At 71.5% G+C, this 22,396-nt stretch carries 17 protein-coding genes, 1 tRNA gene and 1 pseudogene; 14 read left to right on the forward strand and 5 right to left on the reverse strand.

Annotated elements, in window-relative coordinates; genetic code table 11:
* Nucleotides 1-91 precede the first annotated feature (91 nt).
* A complete protein-coding gene (locus tag ABZ725_RS40830; RefSeq protein ID WP_358807431.1) occupies nt 92-2,827 on the forward strand; it encodes a Tat pathway signal sequence domain protein in 2,736 nt (911 codons plus the stop codon).
* Between the two features lie 7 nt (nt 2,828-2,834).
* Here ABZ725_RS40830 and ABZ725_RS40835 read toward each other — a convergent pair whose 3' ends face one another.
* The gene (locus ABZ725_RS40835; protein WP_358807432.1) at nt 2,835-5,240 is read right to left on the reverse strand and encodes a hypothetical protein; all 2,406 of its coding nucleotides are present in this window, start codon (nt 5,238-5,240) and stop codon (nt 2,835-2,837) included.
* 79 nt (nt 5,241-5,319) lie between these two features.
* Here ABZ725_RS40835 and ABZ725_RS40840 point away from each other — a divergent pair, with 79 nt between their 5' ends.
* Nucleotides 5,320-5,766 (forward strand): SRPBCC family protein, encoded by a 447-nt coding sequence (locus ABZ725_RS40840; protein WP_358807433.1) that lies wholly within the window; start codon nt 5,320-5,322, stop codon nt 5,764-5,766.
* A 39-nt stretch (nt 5,767-5,805) separates the two neighbouring features.
* Nucleotides 5,806-5,877: transfer RNA gene (locus ABZ725_RS40845), tRNA-Val, on the forward strand.
* A 72-nt stretch (nt 5,878-5,949) separates the two neighbouring features.
* Here the strand turns inward: ABZ725_RS40845 and ABZ725_RS40850 are convergent.
* The gene (locus ABZ725_RS40850; protein ID WP_351907923.1) at nt 5,950-6,675 is read right to left on the reverse strand and encodes a 3'-5' exonuclease; all 726 of its coding nucleotides are present in this window, start codon (nt 6,673-6,675) and stop codon (nt 5,950-5,952) included.
* 169 nt (nt 6,676-6,844) lie between these two features.
* Between ABZ725_RS40850 and ABZ725_RS40855 the strand changes: the two genes are divergently transcribed.
* The 3 genes from ABZ725_RS40855 (at nt 6,845) to thrS (ending at nt 10,701) form a co-directional block, all read left to right on the forward strand.
* Nucleotides 6,845-7,411 carry a DUF4365 domain-containing protein gene (locus ABZ725_RS40855; protein WP_351907921.1) on the forward strand — a complete coding sequence of 189 codons (567 nt, stop codon included), beginning with the start codon at nt 6,845-6,847 and terminating at the stop codon, nt 7,409-7,411.
* A complete protein-coding gene (locus ABZ725_RS40860) occupies nt 7,408-8,634 on the forward strand; it encodes a hypothetical protein (RefSeq protein WP_358807434.1) in 1,227 nt (408 codons plus the stop codon). Before ABZ725_RS40855 ends, ABZ725_RS40860 begins: the two co-directional genes overlap by 4 nt.
* A gap of 90 nt (nt 8,635-8,724) precedes the next feature.
* On the forward strand, nt 8,725-10,701 hold the full coding sequence (gene thrS, locus ABZ725_RS40865; RefSeq protein ID WP_358807435.1) for a threonine--tRNA ligase: 1,977 nt from the start codon (nt 8,725-8,727) through the stop codon (nt 10,699-10,701).
* Between the two features lie 30 nt (nt 10,702-10,731).
* Here thrS and ABZ725_RS40870 read toward each other — a convergent pair whose 3' ends face one another.
* Nucleotides 10,732-11,400 carry an ion channel gene (locus ABZ725_RS40870; protein WP_358807436.1) on the reverse strand — a complete coding sequence of 223 codons (669 nt, stop codon included), beginning with the start codon at nt 11,398-11,400 and terminating at the stop codon, nt 10,732-10,734.
* A 67-nt stretch (nt 11,401-11,467) separates the two neighbouring features.
* Here ABZ725_RS40870 and ABZ725_RS40875 point away from each other — a divergent pair, with 67 nt between their 5' ends.
* Nucleotides 11,468-12,028 (forward strand): HIT domain-containing protein, encoded by a 561-nt coding sequence (locus ABZ725_RS40875; protein WP_358807437.1) that lies wholly within the window; start codon nt 11,468-11,470, stop codon nt 12,026-12,028.
* A gap of 126 nt (nt 12,029-12,154) precedes the next feature.
* On the opposite strand, the gene ABZ725_RS40880 is transcribed toward ABZ725_RS40875, so the two are convergent.
* The gene (locus tag ABZ725_RS40880; protein ID WP_351907911.1) at nt 12,155-13,816 is read right to left on the reverse strand and encodes a hypothetical protein; all 1,662 of its coding nucleotides are present in this window, start codon (nt 13,814-13,816) and stop codon (nt 12,155-12,157) included.
* Nucleotides 13,817-14,014: 198 nt separating this feature from the next.
* On the reverse strand, nt 14,015-16,210 hold the full coding sequence (locus tag ABZ725_RS40885; protein WP_358807438.1) for an elongation factor G-like protein EF-G2: 2,196 nt from the start codon (nt 16,208-16,210) through the stop codon (nt 14,015-14,017).
* Between the two features lie 219 nt (nt 16,211-16,429).
* Between ABZ725_RS40885 and pgsA the strand changes: the two are divergent.
* From pgsA to ABZ725_RS40920, 7 genes and pseudogenes are all read left to right on the forward strand, one after another.
* A pseudogene (gene pgsA / locus ABZ725_RS40890) lies at nt 16,430-17,162 on the forward strand (phosphatidylinositol phosphate synthase).
* Nucleotides 17,159-18,076 carry a phosphatidylinositol mannoside acyltransferase gene (locus ABZ725_RS40895; RefSeq protein ID WP_358807439.1) on the forward strand — a complete coding sequence of 306 codons (918 nt, stop codon included), beginning with the start codon at nt 17,159-17,161 and terminating at the stop codon, nt 18,074-18,076. The pseudogene pgsA and the gene ABZ725_RS40895 overlap by 4 nt, the downstream one beginning before the upstream one ends.
* Nucleotides 18,073-19,242: a glycosyltransferase family 4 protein gene (locus tag ABZ725_RS40900; RefSeq protein ID WP_351907903.1), complete on the forward strand. Its 1,170-nt coding sequence runs from the start codon at nt 18,073-18,075 to the stop codon at nt 19,240-19,242. The genes ABZ725_RS40895 and ABZ725_RS40900 overlap by 4 nt, the downstream gene beginning before the upstream one ends.
* Nucleotides 19,243-19,276: 34 nt before the next feature.
* Nucleotides 19,277-19,828 (forward strand): hypothetical protein, encoded by a 552-nt coding sequence (locus tag ABZ725_RS40905; protein WP_358807440.1) that lies wholly within the window; start codon nt 19,277-19,279, stop codon nt 19,826-19,828.
* Nucleotides 19,829-19,999: 171 nt separating this feature from the next.
* Nucleotides 20,000-20,911 carry a pyridoxal 5'-phosphate synthase lyase subunit PdxS gene (pdxS, locus tag ABZ725_RS40910; protein WP_351907899.1) on the forward strand — a complete coding sequence of 304 codons (912 nt, stop codon included), beginning with the start codon at nt 20,000-20,002 and terminating at the stop codon, nt 20,909-20,911.
* A gap of 6 nt (nt 20,912-20,917) precedes the next feature.
* Nucleotides 20,918-21,523: a pyridoxal 5'-phosphate synthase glutaminase subunit PdxT gene (pdxT, locus tag ABZ725_RS40915; protein ID WP_358807441.1), complete on the forward strand. Its 606-nt coding sequence runs from the start codon at nt 20,918-20,920 to the stop codon at nt 21,521-21,523.
* A 48-nt stretch (nt 21,524-21,571) separates the two neighbouring features.
* Nucleotides 21,572-22,324, forward strand: a complete 753-nt coding sequence (locus ABZ725_RS40920; protein WP_189710790.1) for a YebC/PmpR family DNA-binding transcriptional regulator — start codon at nt 21,572-21,574, stop codon at nt 22,322-22,324.
* The last annotated feature ends 72 nt before the right edge of the window (nt 22,325-22,396 follow it).

The raw sequence follows: 22,396 nt of genomic DNA on the forward strand, positions 1-22,396 counted from the left end.
GCCTCTCTCTGTCATGCCCCTGATCACTTCTGATCGCACCTGATCACCCTGCTCTGTATCCCGCACGGAACGGAAAGGAAGGCCGCATCTCATGTCTCCCATCCCCCGCAGGTCCCTCCTCAAGGCGGCGGCCGTCGCCGGCGCCGCCGCACAGTTCAGCTGGGCGCTGGGGGCCAAGGACGCCGAGGCCGCGCCCGGAGCCGCCGCGGCCGACGCGGACCCGGTGACCCTGGACTGGCTGGAGGACGGCGGCCTCGGCGCCGCCCCCGGCTCCACGCTCGGCGTGCCCTGGCCCATGGGCGCGTACCAGGAGGACCAGACCTTCGCGCTGACGGACGCCGCCGGCAAGGACGTCCCCGTACAGTCCTGGCCGCTCGCCTACTGGCCGGACGGCTCCCTCAAGTGGACAGCGCACGCGGTGAGTTCGGGAACCGGCAAGCTCACCCTCGCCGCCGGCGTCCCGGCCGCCCCCGCCCAGAAGGTCACCGTCGACAAGAGCGGCGGCACCATCGACGTGTCGACGGGCGTCATCACCGCGAAGATCGGCAAGTCGGGCGCCACGCTGATCAAGTCCGTCACCCGGGGCTCCACCGAGATCGCCAAGAACGGCCGACTGGTCCTGATCCGCCAGCCCGAGATCGAGGACGAGGACCAGGGCACGGTCAAGACCGAGCGCTTCGAGGGCGCCATCGACGGCGTCACCGTCGAGCAGTCCGGCCCGGTCCGCGCGGTCGTCCGCATCGACGGCAAGCACCGCAAGGGCAGCCGCAGTTGGCTCCCGTTCTCCATCCGCCTCTACTTCTACGCGGGCGCCGACTCCTTCCGCATGGTGCACACCGTCACCTTCGACGGGAAGCAGGAGCCGGGTAAGGCGAGCGGCGACTTCGTCCGCGGCATCGGCGTCCGCTTCACCGTCCCGATGCGCGACGAGTCCTACGACCGTCACATCCGCATCGGCGGCGAGGGCACCGGACTGCTGCGCGAGGCCGTCAAGGGCATCACCGGTCTGCGCCGAGACCCGGGCGCGGCGGTGCAGGCCGCCCAGTACGCCGGCCAGAAGCTCCCCGACCCCGCCACCTGGGACCAACGGGTCACCACCCGCCTCCAGTACATCCCCGAGTGGGGCGACTACACCCTCTCCCAGCTCTCGGCGGACGGCTTCACGCTCCGCAAGCGCACCAAGAAGGGCTACGGCTGGGTCGGCGCCGGCGGTGGCAAGCGGGCCTCCGGCTTCGGGTACGTCGGCGGAGCGAGCGGCGGATTCTCCTTCGGCCTCAGGGACTTCTGGGAGAAGCACCCCGCGCAGCTCGACATCCGGGACGCGCACACCGACGCCGCCGAGGTCACCCTCTGGCTCTGGTCGCCCGAGGCGCAGCCCATGGACCTGCGCTTCTACCACGACGGCATGGGCCAGGACACCTTCCCCGAACAGCTCGAAGGCCTCAACATCACCTACGAGGACTACGAGCCCGGCTTCGGCACCCCCTACGGGATCGCCCGTACCTCCGAACTCCTGTTCTGGGCCAACGGGTCGACGCCCACCCCCGAGACGCTCGCCGAACAGGTCGAGGCCGTCCGGGTGCTGCCGCAGCTCGCCGCCCCGCCGAAGCAGCTCATCAAGGCGAAGGTCTTCGGCCCCGGCCTCTACTCCGAGCCGGACCGCTCGACCCCCGCCAAGGCGAAGATCGAGGACCACCTCGACTTCCTCTTCACCTACTACAAGGACCAGGTGGAGCAGCGCCGCTGGTACGGCTTCTGGGACTACGGCGACATCATGCACACCTACGACACCGTCCGGCACCAGTGGCGGTACGACATCGGCGGCTACGCCTGGGACAACTCCGAGCTGTCCCCGGACCTCTGGCTCTGGTTCGCCTACCTGCGCTCCGGCCGCGCCGACATCTTCCGCTTCGCCGAGGCGATGACCCGGCACACCGGCGAGGTCGACGTCTACCACATCGGCCAGTGGGCGGGCCTGGGCACCCGGCACGGAGTCCAGCACTACGCGGACAGCGCCAAGCAGCAGCGCATCGCCAACACCACCTACCGCCGCTACTACTACTTCCTCACGGCGGACGAACGCGTCGGCGACCTCATGCACGCCAACGTCGACTCCGACGAGACGTTCCTCGCCCTGGACCCGCTGCGCAAGATCCGCACCGAGCCCTACACGCCCGACCGGCACGCCCTGTCGATCGGCTTCGGCACCGACTGGAGCGGCCTGGTGTCGGCGTGGCTGACCGAGTGGGAGCGCAAGGGCCCCAAGTGGGAGAAGGCCAAGGCGCGGGTCCTGTCCACCATGGAGACCATCGCCGCCCAGCCCAACGGCTTCGTACAGGGCAGCGGGCTGTACGACCTCGACACCGGCAGGTTCGCCGTCGCCCCCGCCCCGGTCGTCGGCGTCTCGCACCTGTCGGCCGTGTTCGGCCTCAACGAACTGTGCGCCGAGCTCATCCACCTGGTCGACATGCCGAAGTTCGACCAGGCCTACTTCGACTACTGCCGCTACTTCAACGCCACCAAGGCCGAACAGGCGGCGCGCTACGGCAGCAACTTCGGCAGCCTGCTGCTCTTCCAGGGCCACTCGCGCCTCGACGCCTACGCCGCCGTCCAGACCGGCGACGAGGTGCTCGCCAAGCGGGCGTGGACGAAGTTCTACAGCTCCGACGGCTACATGGAGTCCTCGCCGTGGAAGACGGAGCCGGTGAGCGGCCCCGCCGCCCTGGTCGCGGGCAGCGAGGCCACCTGGGTGTCCACCAACGACACATCGCTCTACGGCCTCGCCGCCATCGAGAACCTGGCCCTGCTCGGCGACAAGATGCCGTAGCCGAGGGCTAGTTCATCCTCCCCAGGGCCTCCCGCACCCGCCGGATCTCGCGCAGCCGCCGCTCGTACGTGGCGCCCAGTGCGAGCAGCAGCAGTCCGGCGAGGGCGGGAGGCACCCAGCGGGGGAGCGCGTCGGTCACCTGGACGAGATACGGGGCGAGTTCGTGCAGCGTGACCAGGGCGAGCACCGCGCCGCCCAGCACGAGCGGGGCCTGCAGCCGGTGCCGGGCGCCGAGCAGGGTGAGCAGCAGCGCGCCCGCGCCCAGCAGCAGGGGGCGGTTCCACTCGACGTCTCCCCAGGCCGCGGCGAGGCTCGGCAGGAGCGTGACGGTGAGCCCGGGACCGTACGCCGTCCAGGAGGAGGCCGCGGGGTCGCGGCGGCGGCGCAGGGCCCCGACGAACAGCGCCGGAACCGTGACCGGCAGGGTGTACGCCTCCGGGAGCCCCACCCGCCAGGCCGCCAGGCGCACCCACGCGGCCAGCACGAAGAGCGCGACGGCCGCGTAACCGACCGAGCGGCGGTCCGGGCGTACGGCGGTGCCTGCCGCGATCACCGCGCACAGGGACAGCACCAGGGCGAGCAGCGGCAGGTCGAGGACCGCGAGAGCGATGGCGACGAGGCCGGCGAAGGCTCCGGCCGCCTCCACCGCGACCGTGGTCGCGGGGTCGCCGATCCGGGCTGCGACCAGGGCCGCGACCACGGGGACCACCAGGACCAGCAGCGCGATGTGCTCCGGCCGCCAGCCGGCCCAGGCGCCCACGGTGCAGGCCAGGGCCGTGGCGTAGCCGAGGGAGACGGCCGCGGACACCGGCGCCAGGCGTCCGCGCCAGGCGGTCGCCGCGAAGGCCGCCGTGAGCGCCGCGAGCACGATGAACGTCGTCGGCTCGGTGGCCAGGGAGAGCAAGGCGAGGCCGAGGGAGGTGACCAGGGCCGTCCCGGTGGCGGTCCGCGCCGTCGGCACGAGGAGCACCAGGGTCAGGAGTCCCTGCATCGACAGGCCGACCGAGTACGGGAGTTGCAGCGCCGCCGGAGTGACCAGCGCCGCCGCCCACAGCAACGCCGGCGCGGCGGTCAGGGCCTGTGCGCGCCACTCCTCGCTGCGGACCGCCGTCGCCAGGACCGCGGCGACCGCGGCGAGGGTCAGGGGCACGGTGAGGGCGTGCGGCGGCCAGAAGGCGTCGACCGAGGCCGCGACCCGGGCGTCGGCCGGGGCCCCGGACCAGATGTGCCCGAGCCACGCCGTCGGTCCCAACAGCGTGACGCCGACGGCCGGCACCGCCCACAGCACCGCGCCCGCCTGGACGGCGCCGGAGGCCCAGGCGACGCCCCGGCGCATGGCTTCCGGGCCCCGCACGACGGCCAACAGCGCGATACCGCACGCCAGATAGGCCGGCACCGTCCAGTCGCCGGGCAGCGACACCCGCAGGACGCCGCCCAGGCCGGCGACCACGCACAGGGCGCCGGCCGCCGCCGTCCCCGTCGCGAGGTCGGCCCGAGGGGCGAACCGGGACACGCCCAGGGCGATCGCCGCCGCGAGGCAGAGCAGCGCCGCAGCCCGGGCGGCAGCGCCCGCACCGGCCGCGTCCACGGAGAGCAGACCGGCTGCCAGGACGCCCCAGCCGCCCGTGCCGAACGCGCCCACCACGGCGACGAGCCGCAGCGGCCGTTCGGACACGCGCAGCGCCACGACCGCGTCCGCCGCGGCCGTCAGCAGCACCGCGGCCGTGACGGTGTGCGCCCCGCCGCCGGCCGCGATCGCCCAGAGCGGCAACACGAGTTGAGCGACCGCCAGGGCGGCCGGGCGGGGAAGCCGCACCCTGGCCGAGCCCGGCAGCGCGGCGAGCGCCGTGCCGTACACCGACCACAGCGCCGCCAGCGCGGTCGCGGCGGCCGCCGCGTACGTCGTGCCGTCCGCCGCCGTGAACGCGGCCTCGCGCAGCGCGTAGGCGTCCAGCACCGTCAGCGCGAGGCCGAGGCCCGCCACCGACTCGGCGGTCGAACGCAGCCCCTGCCGCAGCAGCGCCACGGGCGCGCCGAGCACCGCCACCGTGACCGCGCCCAGCACCAGGGACCGGCCGGCGATCCCCAGGTGACCCCAGCTGACCAGGGTGAACACCATCGCCGCGATGGTGAGCAGGATGCCGCCGAGCAGCAGGAGCGCGTTCTGCACGCCCGGCGCGGTGGCCTCGGGGCGGGCGGACGGCCCCGCAGGCGTCGGCCGGCTCGGCCACTGCGCCGGGGTCGGCCGTACCGCCTGCTGGAGCGTGGCGACCAGCCAGGAGCGGCGGGCCAGCAACTGGGCCCGACGGGCGTCCAGTTGCCTCAGCTCGGTGTCGAGGAGCCGCAGCTCCTCGGCCGGGGGCGGAAAATGCGTCATGCCTCGGAGTGTGGTCCGCGTCACGTGCGCCGGCATGAGCGCACGTACTCAGAACGTACTCAAATGCCGTCGCCGGATGCCGTCGGTCGGACCCGCGCGCGGGCACACTCTGCCCATGGACTGGACCCGTTACCGCTTCCGCAGCCTGTGGGCCCTGCCCGCGCCGCCCGCCCGTGTGTACGACGTGCTGGAGCGGGCCGAGGACTACCCGAGCTGGTGGCGTCAGGTCCGCGAGGTGAACCGGCTCGACGACACGACCGGCGTCATCCGCATCCGCTCGCTCCTCCCGTACGACCTGACCTTCACCGCCCGTGCCGTGCGGCGCGACGCCGTGGCCGGGGTGCTGGAGATCGCGATGACGGGCGACCTCGACGGCTGGGCACGCTGGACGATCACCGCCGACGGCCCCGGCGCCCTCGCCCGCTACGACCAGGTCGTCCAGGTCAACAAGCCGCTGCTGCGGCGGCTCGCCGTGCCCGGGCGGCCGGTGTTCCGGCTGAACCACCGGCTGATGATGCGGGCCGGACGGCGCGGCCTGACGGCGCACCTGGAAGCGGTTTGAAGGAAGCACGCGGGGACCTGTATTGTTCAGTCCGTTCCCGGGCGATTAGCTCAGTGGGAGAGCGCTTCGTTCACACCGAAGAGGTCACTGGTTCGAACCCAGTATCGCCCACCGGGAAAAGGCCGGTCCGCAATGCGCGGACCGGTCTTCTTCATGCCGGCTCGCCTTCATGCCGGCCTGCCTTCATGCCGCCGCCGGCAGCTCCGGACGCAGCGGCCACGACGTGTCCACCGTCTCCGGAGTCCCGCTGCGCGCGAACCACGCCTGGAGCCCCCGCGCCTGGGCCGCGTGCCAGGCGGTCTGCAGGGCGTGCAGATCGGCGGGGGTCAGCCGTTCCAGCCGGGCCGCGAACCGCCGGCCCAGCGCCCGGACGACCTCCAGGGCGGCCAGGGCGTCCGCCGCCGCGTCGTGCGCGTCGGCGAGCGTCACCTCGTAGTGCGCGCACAGGTCGGTGAGCGTGCGCCGGCCCTTGCGGTAGCGGTCCAGGTGCTTGTCCAGGACCCGGGGGTCCAGCACCCGCAGCGGCGTCGCGTCCACCCAGTCGGTGAGTGACGAGGCGCGGTGCCTGCGCAGCTCGCGGTCGAGCAGCGTCAGGTCGAACGGCGCGTTCATCACCACCAACGGGCGTCCCGCGGCGGCCTGTTCGGCGAGCAGCTCGGCTATCTCGAGCATCACCGGCGACGGCCAGCGGCCGTTGCGCTGCAGGTGTTCGTCCGTCAGTCCGTGCACTTCCGTCGCCCCGGCGGGCACCGGCACGCCCGGGTTCACCAGCCAGCGGCTCACCCGCGGCCGTACACCCGGCGCGTCCTGGACGACGAGAGCGGCCGACACGATGCGGTCGGTCTCCACGTCGACGCCCGTCGTCTCCGTGTCGAAAGCGGCCAGAGGGCCCTCGTACCAGTACGTCATACCTACTCAACCCCTCGTTCACCCACGGCAGCTGACGCACCGTCTTCTGCCTGTTTGGTGATACCCGGGCTGTTTGCGCCGTACGCCGGAAGGACACAACACGAGTACGGGTCTTTGCAGTTCAGCGGGCCCGTCACAGGTATCGGCATTGCGTGGAAGGCTGTTGGTCATGGCGATAGCGCAGCCCGAGCGGGGCGGGCTGCTGCCCGAACGTGAGGGCATTCACCGCGGGACACTCGCCACCACCGCCTGCATGGAGACACTGCAGGTGGGCTATCTGCACGCCGTCGCGGCGGCGGCCGGCTGCTCGTTGTCGCAGCCGTTTCCGGACAACGGCATCGACTGGCACGTCAGCCACGGCTCGCCCGGCCACACGGTCGACGACGAGGTCACCATCAAGGTGCAGCTCAAGGCCACCTACCAGGTGCGGCCCAACCCGCCTGGCCGCTTCTTCTCCTTCACGCTCGACAACGACCACCTGCGCAAGCTCGCCCGTACCCCGGTGTCGGTGCACAAGATCCTCGTCGTGATGCTCGTGCCCAGAGCCCAGGACGACTGGCTGCGCGCCGGCCACGACCGCCTCGACCTGCGGCACTGCTGCTACTGGGTCAATCTCGCCGGCCACCCGATCACCGGCCGGACCCGGACCACCGTGCGGATACCGACCACACGCATCTTCGACGACCGGGCGCTGTGCGAGATCATGACGCGGGCCGGGACGGGAGGCAGACCATGACCCACCGCCCCCTCGACGAGCCACTGCGGGCCGTACGGCCGCACCCCGTGGCCCACTGGAACCAGGACCCCGACCCCGGCGACGTCGACCCGGCCGTACTCGGCGCGCTGCTGCGCCGGCACGGCTGGCAGCGGCGCGGCGGCGCCGCCGGACGCTACGGCCGCTGGACCCCGCCCGGACCGGGCGGCGGCGGGATCAGCCTGCTCGTGCCGGAGAGCCGCGCCTTCCCCGACAGCGACGACCTGGTCGGCGAGGCGCTCCTGGCGCTCGCCCGCAGCGGCACGCCCTCCGCGCGCGAGGTGCTCGTCGGGCTCGCCGTGCCGAGCGACGAGATCCGCTGGTGGCGGGATGCTCCGACCGGGCCCGCCGGGGCCGCCTCCTGGGCCGTCGAGGAACAGCTGCGCGCCGCCGCCCGTCAGATGCTGCTCGCCGGCGCGCTCGCCACACGCGCGCGTGCGGGCTACTACGGCGCCCGGCACCGGCGCGCGGCCCTGGCGACGCTGGAGAGCGTCCTCGTCGGCTCCGCGGTCGGCGGGCGCCGGCTGACGGCCTTCGCGCCCGTCGCCGTCGCCCGCCCCCTCGCCGTACGCCTCCACCAGGCCCTGTACGCCGTCCGCGAGGCCATCGACTACCAGCGGGCCACCGGCGGCATGGACGCCTTCGACGGGGCCGTGGAGGCCGGCGCCAGCCGTGAGCTCACCGAGGCGCTGATCGCGCTCGTGCGGGGCGCCGAGGGCGCCCGGATCGCCGTCGAGTGGTCGCCCGCCGCCGGAGTCCCCGAGGACTGCGCCTCGGGCGGTGAACCGGTCGAGTTCTCGCCCGGCGACCTCTCCGTGCTGCGCGCGGCCGGCGCCCGCTACCTTCGCGAGGAGCCCTCCGTGCCCGTGCGGGTCACCGGCACGGTCGTCCGGATGCGCAGGTCGGGGCCGCGCGGCGACGGCAGCGTCCGGCTGCGGGTGCTGGCCGGCGCGGACATCCCGCACGTCCGGCTCACCCTCGACGAGGAGGACTACCGCATCGCCGGGCAGGCCCACCTGGTCGGGCTGCCGGTGCGGGTGCAGGGCCGACTGGAGAGCAGGGGCGGGTTCCGCAGGCTCACCGGCGCCTGCGGGGTGGTGCCCGTGCAGGTGGACGACGCCGAGCGGGACCGGCTGCTGAAGTCGCTGCAGGAGAACCTCGACTTCTTCGAGGAGGCCTGCGGCGGGGAGGACCGCGAGGAATGATTTCGCGGTAGGCGGGTGCGGGTCGGTACGATCGCCTCTTGCGCGCGCTCCCGGTATGGCGCCGCAACCCCCTTCAGTCAGGAGAGACCGGTGTCAGATGTCCGTGTGATCATCCAACGCGATTCCGAGCGGGAAGAGCGCACGGTGACGACGGGCACCACGGCCGCCGACCTCTTCGCCGGCGAGCGCTCGATCATCGCCGCGCGAGTGGCCGGCGAGCTCAGGGACCTGTCGTACGTGCTCTCCGACGGCGAAGAGGTCGAGGGCGTCGAGATCTCCTCCGTGGACGGCCTGAACATCCTGCGCCACTCCACCGCGCATGTGATGGCCCAGGCCGTGCAGGAGCTCTTCCCCGAGGCCAAGCTGGGCATCGGCCCGCCGGTCAAGGACGGTTTCTACTACGACTTCGACGTCGAGAAGCCGTTCACGCCCGAGGACCTCAAGGCCGTCGAGAAGAAGATGCAGGAGATCCAGAAGCGCGGGCAGAAGTTCGCCCGCCGCGTGGTCACCGACGAGGCCGCCCGCGAGGAGCTCGCCGACGAGCCCTACAAGCTGGAGCTGATCGGCCTCAAGGGCGCCGCCTCCAGCGACGACGGCGCGGACGTCGAGGTCGGCTCCGGCGAGCTGACGATCTACGACAACCTGGACGCCCGCACCGGAGACCTGTGCTGGAAGGACCTCTGCCGCGGTCCCCACCTGCCCACCACCCGCAACATCCCGGCGTTCAAGCTGATGCGCAACGCCGCCGCGTACTGGCGCGGCAGCGAGAAGAACCCCATGCTCCAGCGCATCTACGGCACCGCCTGGCCCTCCAAGGAGGAGCTGAAGGCCCACCTCGACTTCCTCGCCGAGGCCGAGAAGCGCGACCACCGCAAGCTGGGCTCCGAGCTGGACCTGTTCTCGATCCCCGAGCAGATCGGCTCCGGCCTCGCCGTCTTCCACCCCAAGGGCGGCATCATCCGCCGGGTCATGGAGGACTACTCGCGCCGCCGGCACGAGGAGGAGGGCTACGAGTTCGTCTACACCCCGCACGCGACGAAGGGGAAGCTCTTCGAGACCTCGGGCCACCTGGACTGGTACGCCGACGGCATGTACCCGCCCATGCAGCTCGACGAGGGCGTCGACTACTACCTCAAGCCCATGAACTGCCCGATGCACAACCTGATCTTCGACGCGCGCGGCCGCTCGTACCGTGAACTGCCGCTGCGCCTCTTCGAGTTCGGGACCGTGTACCGGTACGAGAAGTCGGGCGTCGTGCACGGCCTCACGCGCGCGCGTGGCTTCACCCAGGACGACGCGCACATCTACTGCACCCGTGAGCAGATGTCGGAGGAGCTCGACAAGACGCTCACCTTCGTCCTCGGCCTGCTGCGCGACTACGGCCTGAACGACTTCTACCTGGAGCTCTCCACCAAGGACCCGGAGAAGTTCGTCGGCTCCGACGAGGCCTGGGAGGAGGCGACCGAGACGCTGCGCGAGGTCGCCGAGAAGCAGGGCCTGCCCCTGGTGCCCGACCCGGGCGGCGCCGCGTTCTACGGCCCGAAGATCTCCGTCCAGACCAAGGACGCCATCGGCCGCACCTGGCAGATGTCGACCATCCAGCTCGACTTCAACCTGCCCGAGCGGTTCGACCTGGAGTACACCGGTCCGGACGGCGCCAAGCAGCGCCCCGTCATGATCCACCGCGCGCTGTTCGGCTCCATCGAGCGGTTCTTCGCGGTGCTCCTGGAGCACTACGCGGGCGCGTTCCCGGCGTGGCTGGCCCCGGTCCAGGCGATCGGCATCCCGATCGGCGACGCGCACGTGGAGTACCTGGCGAAGTTCGCCTCGGCCGCGAAGAAGCAGGGCCTGCGGGTGGAGGTGGACTCCTCCTCCGACCGTATGCAGAAGAAGATCCGCAACGCCCAGAAGCAGAAGGTGCCCTTCATGGTCATCGCGGGCGACGAGGACATGGCGAACGGCTCGGTGTCCTTCCGCTACCGCGACGGCTCGCAGGAGAACGGCATCCCGTTCGACGAGGCCATCGCGAAGATCGCGAAGGTCGTCGAGGAGCGTACGCAGATCTGATCCGGTCGTGCGGCGGGCCCCCGGGGAGATTCAGTTCTCCGGGGGCCCGCCGCCGTCGGCGGAGTCCTCCTTCAGGGAGAACACCTGGATCAGCCAGGACGAGAACGACCCCGTCACCGCGCCGAGCAGGGCAAGCCCGCACGCCATGAGCCCGACCGCGATGGTCCGGCCCCCGGAGGTGACCGGGACGACATCGCCGTAGCCGACGGTCGTCAGCGTCTCGCACGCCCACCACAGGGCGTCCCCGAAGGAGTGCATGGTGGTGCCCGGTGCTCCTCGTTCCCGGTCGTAGACGGCGAGGGCGCACGCGAAGCCGAGCAGCAGCGTCGTCAGGCCCGCGTAGGTGATCACGCGCGCGTGCAGCGACAGCCGCGGCTGGCCGTGCCGACGCTGTACGGCCTCGTACACCTTGACGATCCGCAGCGGGCGCAGCAGGGGCAGCACCACGACCACGGTGTCCAGCTTGTGCCTGCGCACAAAGCCCAGCCGCAGTCCGCTGAGCCGCCAGCGCTCCCCGTAGTCGATCACGAACAGCGCCCATGTCGCGGTCAGTACCGCGGTGCACACGTCCCGCCAGACGCCGGGCAGACCCTGGGCGAGGACCAGGACGGCGTACATGGCGAGGAACACCACGGAGGCGAACGCGAGGGGGAGCTCGGTGCGCTGTTCCCAGCGGGCCTGACGGCTGTCTTCGTCCATCGGCCCAGCTTGGCCCGCGGAGCTTTTCCCCGAACCCCGCCGACACGCCGCGAACGGGCGAAGCAATATGCTGCCTTGCATGACGAGTGAGCCGGAGCAGCAGATCGGAGTGGGTACGCAGGACGCGTTCCAGCGCCTGTGGACGCCCCACCGGATGGCCTACATCCAGGGCGAGAACAAGCCGACCGGCCCGGGGGCCGACGACGGTTGCCCGTTCTGTTCGATCCCGGCGAAATCCGACGAGGACGGTCTGATCGTCCGCCGTGGTGAGCATGTGTACGCGGTGCTGAACCTGTACCCGTACAACGGCGGCCACCTGATGACCGTCCCCTACCGGCATGTGGCCGACTACACCGACCTGACCGTGCCGGAGACCGCCGAGCTCGCCGAGCTGACCAAGCAGGCGATGACGGCCCTGCGCACCGCGTCCGGCGCACACGGCTTCAACATCGGTATGAACCAGGGCACGGTCGCGGGGGCCGGCATCGCCGCCCACCTCCACCAGCACATCGTGCCCCGCTGGGGCGGCGACACGAACTTCATGCCGGTGGTGGGCCACACGCGCGTACTGCCCCAGCTGCTGGCGGACACGAGAAAGATGCTGGCGGAAGCCTGGCCGACGACCTAGCGCCATCCAGCCCGTCCGGCGTTTGAGGACGAGGCCGCAGGCCGAAGCGGGGGTCTGGGGGCGGCAGCCCCCAGGACCGGCCACCCCAGACCACCCGCACCACAAAGCCGCCCAACCGCCGGAGGCCTACGCGTCGTAGGTGTCCGCCTTCTTCGGCGCCACATCCTGCACGGCCCCGCTGAGCACCGACGAGCGCGAGCTGAACTTCTCGATGTTCACGTCGTGCTCCTTGAGCACCTTGAGCGCGGCCGTGTGCACCACGCGCAGCACCGGGGTGGCCGCCCGCAGCGCGTCGTCCGCCATGAAGCGGTGGCGCCAGGGCTGGTCGGCCCAGGCGTGCCGCAGACCGAAGGGCTCGGGCAGGCCTATGGAGCCGCCGAGCCACTTCAGCAGCGGCGGGTACCAGCTGATCGTGGCGCGCGCGGCCAGCCGGACCACCTCGTCGGCGGTGACCAGCGGAAGCTTGATCGTGCGCGTCTCCCAGAACCGGACGCTCTTGGCGACGGTCTTGGTGGGGGCCTCGGACTTGGTGGTGAACAGGCCGTTCACCGGGCCCAGGGCGTGTCCGGTGACCTCGATGCGCAGCGTCTCGTGCAGCACGGTCACCGTGATCAGCATGGTGATGATCAACTGGCCGTCCCAGAGCGGCCACTGGACGCCCAGGTAGTGCCGGTCGCCGCCGCCGAACTGCTGGTTGTTGCAGATGTCCTCTATGGCCCTCGGCTTGACCTGGTAGGCCTCGACGTTGGTGCCCTCCGGCCGGGAGACCGCCTTGGCGTTCTCGCCGACCGGGGTGACGATCCAGTGCCGGACCGCGGGCGGCGGGAAGCCGCCGGTCTTCAGGCTCTGCCGGTTCAGCACGGTGAGCTGGTCGTGGATGGCCCGTACGACGGTCCAACTCCGGAACTGGTGGACGCCCTTGTTGGGATCGGTCGGCACCAGCTCCTCGGCGAGATGCCAGGCGCCCCAGCGGGTGCCCATGCCGAGTATGCCCTTGGGGCCGGCGTAGAAGACGGAGTTGGACTGCTGCTCGGCGCTGAGCCGGGCCAGGGACTGACGCAGTTGCTCCGCCGCCGTCTGGTTCGGGCTGGTCGGCACCGCCTCGGGGACCTTGGCGCCGACGCTGCCGCCGGACAGCAGGCTGTCCCAGCGCTCGCGCAGGTCTTTCGCGGTGCCCTCGCAGATCCGCTTGGCCAGGAACCAGCCGGCCACGGGCGCCACGACGCAACCGCGCGCGTACCAGCCCCAGAAGCCGGTGAACGGAATCTTGACGAGGAAGATCACGGCGAGCGCGCCGACGGCGACGAGCAGTCCGGTGGCGAGCCCGGACACTCGCTTGTTCTCCTGCTTGCCCATGGTCGCCCGGAGCTGGAAGACCAGCAGCCACACCAACAGGCCGGGCAGGAAGAGCAGTCCGCACAGCAGCATGACGCCGGTCAGCTTCTGGTCGCGCTCCCGGCGGATGCGGTTGGCCGCGAGGCAGTGCTCGACGACGACCTGCGGATCGCTGCCGAAGGACTGGATGAGTGGACTGCGGCCGACGCCCAGCATGCGGTCGATCACCGCCTGCGAGAACGCCTCGCCGAGGTTGGGCCGGAAGATCCGGGCCCACTTGCGGCCGCTGTTGACAGCCGTCTGGTGCCACTCGTTGTCGGCCTTCTTGATGTCCTCGACCGGGTTGTCCCGGTAGGCCGCCGAGGCCAGGCCGAACGTCGGCGTCTGCCCGCCGTCGCCCGTCTGCGGCACCTGTGGTCCGAAGATGTCCGCGTAACCGCTGTCAACGGTCATTCCCGCCCCCGATCGCCGCCACTCTCGCTTCTGCGGCCTTCCCGACTTCCGTGCTCCGCACACCTGTTGATCAGGTCATCAGCGTATCCGCAGGCGCCGACATCCGTCGGCGGACGGCCGAAGCCGCCCGCCGAATCGGAGGGAACTGTTCCACTACGGTGCCGCTCCGGCCACTTGAGGCGGCTCGGGCACCAACCGTCAGCCCTCCTGCGTCTGTTGGCGGACCCGCTCGGCGACCTGTGCCGGCATCGGCTCGTGCCGGGCGTACGCGCGCTGGAAGCGCGCCGTGCCGTGCGAGAGGGAACGCAGATCGACCGCGTACCGGCCGATCTCGATCTCGGGGACCTCGGCCCGCACCAGAGTGCGACCGCCGCTGGTCTGCTCGGTGCCCAGCACCCGCCCGCGCCGCCCCGACAGATCGCTCATCACGGCGCCCACGTAGTCGTCGCCGACCAGGACGCTCACCTCGGCCACCGGCTCCAGGAGATGGATCGTCGCCTCGGCCGCCGCCTCCCGCAGCGCGAGCGCGCCGGCCGTCTGGAACGCGGCGTCGGAGGAGTCCACCGAGTGGGCCTTGCCGTCGAGCAGCGTGACCCGGATGTCGACCAGCGGATGCCCGGCCGCCACGCCCTTCGCCGCCTGCGCGCGCACGCCCTTCTCGACGGACGGGATGAACTGGCGCGGCACCGAGCCGCCGACCACCTTGTCCACGAACTCGATGCCCGCGCCGCCCGGCAGCGGCTCCACCTCGATCTCGCAGATGGCGTACTGGCCGTGCCCGCCGGACTGCTTGACGTGCCGCCCGCGCCCGCCGGACCGCGCCGCGAACGTCTCCCGCAGGGAGACCTTGTGCGGGACGACGTCGACCTGGACGCCGTAGCGGGAGCGCAGCCGCTCCAGGGCGACGTCCGAGTGGGCCTCGCCGAGGCACCACAGCACCACCTGGTGGGTGTGCTGGTTCTGTTCCAGGCGCATGGTCGGGTCCTCGGCGACCAGCCGGCCCAGCCCTTGCGAGAGCTTGTCCTCGTCGGCCTTGCTGTGCGCCTGGATGGCCAGCGGCAGCAACGGGTCGGGCATCTGCCAGGGCTCCATGAGCAGTGGGTCGTCCTTCGCGGAGAGGGTGTCGCCGGTCTCCGCGCGGCCGAGTTTCGCCACGCACGCGAGGTCGCCCGCGATGCAGTGCGTCAGGGTCCGCTGCTGTTTGCCGAACGGCGCGGACAGGGCGCCGATGCGTTCGTCGACGTCGTGGTCCTCGTGGCCGCGGTCGGCGAGTCCGTGCCCGGAGACGTGGACGGTCTCGTCGGGGTGCAGCGTGCCGGAGAAGACCCGGACGAGGGAGACCCGGCCGACGTAGGGGTCGGAGGAGGTCTTCACGACCTCGGCGACCAGCGGCCCGTCCGGATCGCACGAGGTCAGGTCGCGCGGCCTGCCGTCGACCGTCGTCACCCGGGGCGCCTCGCGCTCCAGGGGCGTCGGGAAGCCCCTGGTGACCAGTTCCAGCAACTCGACCGTGCCCAGGCCCTGCCGGGCGCCCTCGGCGGCGGGGGCGGCCGCCAGGACGGGGAAGAACGTGCCGCGCGCGACGGCCCGCTCCAGATCCTCGATCAGCGTCTTGACGTCGATCTGCTCGCCGCCGAGATAGCGGTCCATGAGGGTCTCGTCCTCGCTCTCGGCGATGATCCCCTCGATCAGCCGGTTGCGGGCCTCCTCCAGGTCCGGCAGCTGGTCCTCGCCCGGCTCGGACTCCTTGCGCTCGCCGGAGGAGTAGTCGAACAGCGTCCGGGACAGCAGCCCGGTCAGCCCGGTCACGGGCGCGTGCCCGTCGGGCCCCTCGGGCCCGCGCAGCGGCTGGTACAGCGGCAGGACGGCGTCCGGGTCGTCGCCGCCGAAGGCCTCCGCGCAGATCCGGGTCATCTCCTCGAAGTCCGCGCGGGCGGCCTCCAGGTGCGTGACGACGATCGCGCGGGGCATCCCCACGGCCGCGCACTCCTCCCACACCATGCGGGTCGAGCCGTCCACGCCGTCCGCCGCCGAGACGACGAAGAGGGCCGCGTCCGCGGCGCGCAGACCGGCCCTGAGTTCCCCGACGAAGTCGGCGTATCCAGGGGTGTCGAGGAGGTTGACCTTGATGCCGTCCCATTCGACGGGCACCAGGGAGAGCTGCACCGAGCGTTGCTGCCGGTGCTCGATCTCGTCGTAGTCGGAGACGGTGCCGCCGTCCTCCACGCGGCCCGCCCGGTTCACCGCTCCCGCCGTGAGGGCGAGAGCCTCCACCAATGTCGTCTTGCCCGATCCGCAGTGGCCGACCAGCACCACATTCCGTACGGACGCGGGGTGGTCGGCCGCTGTAGCCCTGCCGGCGGCTCCGGGATGTGCATTCGCCTTGTCGCCCATTTTCCTTGCCTCCCGTGCACGGTGAGGTCACTGGGGGCGCGGGCACGGCGGCCCCGCGTGCGATGGCGGCTCCGACGACGCCCGCGGTCCTTCGAGCTTTCCACTCCGGTCACCGCGCGTCCATACGGCGGACGCGGCCCGGCCGCGCCCGGGAATCCGGCAGGCCGTGACACGGGGGTCCGGGTGCCCGCCCGTCGCACACACACGCGCGTGGCTACGATGGGCCAGCCGGTGGCCAGCAGGGGCCGCGCGGCCACACCGAGCCCTCGGGAAGGCCATGCTGAACAAGTACGCGCGTGCATTCTTCACGCGTGTCCTCACACCGTTCGCCGCGTTTCTCATCCGCCGGGGCGTGAGCCCTGACACGGTCACCCTCATCGGCACCGCCGGCGTGATGGCGGGCGCGCTGGTCTTCTACCCCCAAGGCGAGTTCTTCTGGGGCACGATCGTCATCACCCTCTTCGTGTTCTCCGACCTCGTCGACGGCAACATGGCGCGCCAGCTCGGCCGCTCCAGCCGCTGGGGCGCCTTCCTGGACTCCACGCTCGACCGGGTCGCCGACGGCGCGATCTTCGGAGGCTTCGCGCTCTGGTACGCGGGCAACGGGGACGACATCGCCCTGTGCGCCGTCTCGATCTTCTGCCTGGCCAGCGGCCAGGTAGTGTCGTACACGAAGGCCCGCGGCGAGTCGATCGGCCTGCCGGTCGCCGTCAACGGACTCGTGGAGCGCGCCGAACGCCTGGTGATCTCCCTGGTCGCGGCCGGTCTGGCGGGTCTGCACACGTTCGGCGTGCCCGGCATCCAGGTGCTGCTGCCGATCGCGCTGTGGATCGTCGCCGTCGGCAGCCTCGTCACGCTGATCCAGCGGGTCGTCACGGTCCGGCGGGAGTCGGCCGAGGCGGAGGCCGCCGCGGCGCAGGAGGAGGCCCAGGGGAGCGAGGCCGCGAAGTGAGCGCCCAGGATCGCCTGACCGACGCGCTGTACGGCCTCGGCTGGAGCACCGTCAAGAAGCTCCCCGAGCCCGCCGCCGTACGGCTCGGGCGCACGGTCGCCGACCTCGCGTGGAAGCGGCGCGGCAAGGGCGTACGGCGGCTGGAGAGCAACTACGCGCGCGTGGTGCCGGACGCGAGCCCCGAGCGGCTGGCCGAGCTCTCACGCGCGGGGATGCGCTCCTACCTGCGCTACTGGATGGAGTCCTTCCGGCTGCCCGCCTGGAGCGCCGAGCGGGTCAGGAACGGCTTCGACTGCAAGGACGCGCACCACCTGATCGACGGCATCGCCTCCGACCGGGGCGTCGTCCTCGCGCTGCCGCACATGGCCAACTGGGACCTGGCGGGCGCCTGGGTCACCACCGAGCTGCGGACGCCGTTCACGACGGTCGCCGAACGCCTCAAGCCCGAGTCGCTCTACGACCGCTTCGTCGCCTACCGCGAGGGCCTCGGCATGGAGGTCCTGCCGCACAGCGGCGGCACCGCCTTCGCCACCCTGGCCCGCAGACTGCGCGACGGCGGCCTGGTCTGCCTGGTCGCCGAGCGCGACCTGTCCGCCTCCGGCGTCGAGGTGGACTTCTTCGGGGACACGACCCGGATGCCCGCGGGACCGGCGCTGCTCGCCCAGCAGACCGACGCGATCCTGCTCCCCGTCACGCTCTGGTACGACGACTCACCCGTCATGAAGGGCCGTGTGCATCCCCCGATCGAGGTACCCGAGACAGGTACACGGGCCGAGAAGACGTCTGCCATGACACAGGCGCTGGCAGACGCCTTCGCCACCGGCATCGCCGAACACCCGGAGGACTGGCACATGCTGCAGCGTTTGTGGCTCGCCGACCTGGAACCCCGCCCGTCGGACGGGGCGCCCGAGTGAGAATCGGCATCGTCTGCCCCTACTCCTGGGACGTGCCGGGCGGCGTCCAGTTCCACATCCGCGACCTCGCCGAGTACTTCATCCGGCTCGGCCACGAGGTGTCCGTGCTGGCCCCGGCCGACGACGACACCCCGCTGCCGCCGTACGTCGTCTCGGCCGGCCGGGCCGTCCCGGTGCCGTACAACGGCTCGGTGGCGCGCCTCAACTTCGGCTTCCTGTCCGCCGCGCGGGTGCGGCGCTGGCTGCACGACGGCGCGTTCGACGTCGTCCACATCCATGAGCCGACCTCGCCGTCCCTGGGCCTGCTGACCTGCTGGGCGGCCTCGGGGCCGATCGTGGCGACCTTCCACACGTCCAACCCGCGCTCGCGCGCGATGATCGCCGCGTACTCCATCCTCCAGGCCGCGCTGGAGAAGATCAGCGCGCGGATCGCCGTGAGCGAGTACGCGCGCCGCACCCTGGTCGAGCACCTCGGCGGGGACGCGGTCGTCATCCCCAACGGCGTCGACGTCGACTTCTTCGCCCGGGCCGAGCCCAACCCCGAGTGGCAGGGCGACACGATCGGCTTCGTCGGGCGCATCGACGAGCCCCGCAAGGGCCTGCCCGTCCTGATGCGGGCCCTGCCGAAGATCTTCGCCGAGCGGCCGCAGGCCCGGCTGCTGGTCGCCGGCCGCGGGGACGAGAAGGAGGCGGTGGAGAGCCTGCCCAGGGAACTGCACGCGCGCGTGGAGTTCCTCGGCATGATCAGCGACGAGGACAAGGCGCGCTTCCTGCGCAGCGTCGACGTCTACGTCGCGCCCAACACCGGCGGCGAGAGCTTCGGCATCATCCTCGTCGAGGCCATGTCGGCCGGGGCCCCCGTGCTCGCCTCCGACCTCGACGCCTTCGCCCAGGTCCTCGACCAGGGAGCGGCGGGCGAGCTGTTCGCCAACGAGGACGCGGACGCGCTGGCCGAGGCGGCGGTGCGCCTGCTGGGCGACCCGGAGCGCAGGGCCGAACTGCGCAGCCGCGGCAGCGCGCACGTACGGCGCTTCGACTGGTCGACCGTCGGCGCGGACATCCTGTCGGTGTACGAGACGGTGACGGACGGCGCGGCGGCGGTGGCGGCCGACGACGACCGGGCCTCCGTCGGCCTGCGGGCCCGGCTCGGGCTGGCGCGGGACTGACCTGCCCTCGCCGCCGTAGAGCGCACGGGTAGCCTTGCCGCCCGTGACCGCAACCCTGATCTGGACCCTGGTCGTCCTCGTCGCGATCGGCCTCTACCTGAGCTGGACGGCGGGACGGCTGGACCGGCTGCACGCCCGTATCGACGCCGCCCGCGCCGCGCTGGACGCGCAGCTGCTGCGCCGCGCGTCCGTGGCCCAGGAACTGGCCACCTCCAAGGTCCTCGACCCGGCGGCCTCGATCGTCCTGTACGAGGCCGCGCACGCCGCCCGGCAGGCCGAGGAGGAGCAGCGGGAGGTCGCCGAGAGCGACCTCAGCCAGGCCCTGCGCGCCGTCTTCGCGGACACGCAGCAACTGGACGTCGTGCGCGAGGCGCCCGGCGGAGAGGCGGCGGCCCGCGAGCTCACGGCGGCCGTCCGCCGCGTCCCCATGGCCCGCCGCTTCCACAACGACGCGGTCGGCGCGGCCCGCAGACTCCGCGAACACCGCAAGGTCCGCTGGTTCCGCCTGGCCGGCCACGCCCCCTTCCCCATGGCCTTCGAAATGGACGACGAGCCTCCACCCGTCCTGTCCGACCGGTCGGGCTGAACCGACGGGCGACCTCCGGCCGACCTCCCACTGACCTCCGACCGACCTCCGACCGATCTCCGGTGGGACGAAAACGATCCACCGGGTGTTCATTGGCCCTTGCTGTGGACTGGTCCACTCGCGTTTCCTCAGTGCTGCAGAAATCCTCTTTTCAACGAGTGAGGTCACCCCGTGTCCAGCACGATCTCCGAAAACCAGACCCCCGAGACCGGCACCGCGCGCGTGAAGCGCGGGATGGCCGAGCAGCTCAAGGGCGGCGTGATCATGGACGTGGTCAACGCCGAGCAGGCGAAGATCGCCGAGGACGCCGGCGCCGTGGCCGTCATGGCGCTCGAGCGGGTCCCGGCCGACATCCGCAAGGACGGCGGCGTGGCCCGGATGTCGGACCCCAACATGATCGAGGAGATCATCGAGGCGGTCTCCATTCCGGTGATGGCCAAGTCCCGGATCGGGCACTTCGTCGAGGCCCAGGTGCTGCAGTCCCTCGGCGTCGACTACATCGACGAGTCCGAGGTGCTCACCCCGGCCGACGAGGTGAACCACTCCGACAAGTTCGCCTTCACCACCCCCTTCGTCTGCGGCGCCACCAACCTGGGCGAGGCCCTGCGCCGCATCGCCGAGGGCGCGGCGATGATCCGTTCCAAGGGCGAGGCCGGCACCGGCAACGTCGTCGAGGCCGTCCGCCACCTGCGGCAGATCAAGAACGAGATCGCCCGCCTGCGCGGCTACGACAACAACGAGCTGTACGCCGCCGCCAAGGACCTGCGCGCCCCGTACGAGCTGGTCAAGGAGGTCGCCGAGCTCGGCAAGCTGCCGGTCGTGCTGTTCTCCGCCGGTGGCGTCGCCACCCCGGCCGACGCCGCGCTGATGCGTCAGCTGGGCGCCGAGGGCGTCTTCGTCGGCTCGGGCATCTTCAAGTCCGGCGACCCGGCCAAGCGCGCCGCCGCGATCGTGAAGGCGACCACCTTCTACGACGACCCGAAGATCATCGCGGACGCCTCCCGCAACCTGGGCGAGGCCATGGTCGGCATCAACTGCGACACCCTCCCCGAGTCCGAGCGCTACGCCAACCGCGGCTGGTAGTCACCGATGAGCACACCTGTCATAGGCGTCCTGGCCCTCCAGGGCGACGTACGGGAGCACCTCGTCGCCCTGGCCGCGGCCGACGCCGTGGCCAGGCCGGTGCGGCGCCCCGAGGAACTCGCCGAGGTCGACGGTCTCGTCATCCCCGGCGGCGAGTCCACGACCATCTCCAAGCTGGCCGTCCTCTTCGGCGTGATGGAGCCCCTCCGCGCGCGCGTGCGGGCCGGAATGCCCGTCTACGGCACCTGCGCGGGCATGATCATGCTCGCCGACAAGATCCTCGACCCGCGCTCGGGACAGGAGACCGTCGGCGGCATCGACATGATCGTGCGCCGCAACGCCTTCGGCCGCCAGAACGAGTCCTTCGAGGCCGCACTCGACGTGAACGGCGTCACGGGCGATCCTGTGGAGGGCGTCTTCATCCGCGCCCCCTGGGTCGAGTCCGTCGGCGCCCAGACCGAGGTGCTCGCCGAGCACGAGGGTCATATCGTCGCGGTCCGCCAGGGCAACGCGCTCGCCACGTCGTTCCACCCGGAGCTGACCGGCGACCACCGGGTGCACGCCCTGTTCGTCGACATGGTGCGCGCATACCGGGCGGCGGAGTCCTTGTAGGATCTCTGCCGTTCGTATTTGGTTGGGTTACGCGAAGGAGACAGGCAGATGTCCGGCCACTCTAAATGGGCTACGACGAAGCACAAGAAGGCCGTGATCGACGCCAAACGCGGCAAGCTCTTCGCGAAGCTGATCAAGAACATCGAGGTCGCGGCCCGGATGGGCGGCGTCGACATCGAGGGCAACCCGACGCTCTACGACGCCATCCAGAAGGCCAAGAAGCAGTCGGTCCCGAACAAGAACATCGACTCCGCGGTCAAGCGCGGCGGCGGTCTCGAGGCCGGCGGCGCCGACTACGAGACGATCATGTACGAGGGCTACGGCCCGAACGGCGTCGCCGTGCTCATCGAGTGCCTCACCGACAACCGCAACCGCGCCGCCTCCGACGTCCGCGTCGCCATGACCCGCAACGGCGGCAACATGGCCGACCCGGGCTCGGTGTCGTACCTCTTCAACCGCAAGGGCGTCATCATCGTCCCCAAGGGCGAGCTGACCGAGGACGACGTGCTGGGCGCGGTCCTCGACGCGGGCGCCGAGGAGGTCAACGACCTCGGTGAGTCCTTCGAGGTCCTCAGCGAGGCCACCGACCTGGTCGCGGTCCGCACCGCCCTCCAGGAAGCCGGCATCGACTACGACTCCGCCGAGGCCAACTTCGTCCCGACCATGCAGGTCGAGCTGGACGAGGAGGGCGCGAAGAAGATCTTCAAGCTGATCGACGCGCTCGAGGACAGCGACGACGTCCAGAACGTCTTCGCCAACTTCGACGTCAGCGACGAGGTCATGGAGAAGGTCGACGCCTAACGCTGCCGCGAGCCGAGCGGATTCGGCGGGCCGGAGGGACACGTCCCACCGGCCCGCCGCCGTTGTCAGTGC

Origin of the sequence: Streptomyces sp. NPDC006872 (genome assembly GCF_040635845.1) — a bacterium.
Taxonomy (GTDB): domain Bacteria; phylum Actinomycetota; class Actinomycetes; order Streptomycetales; family Streptomycetaceae; genus Streptomyces.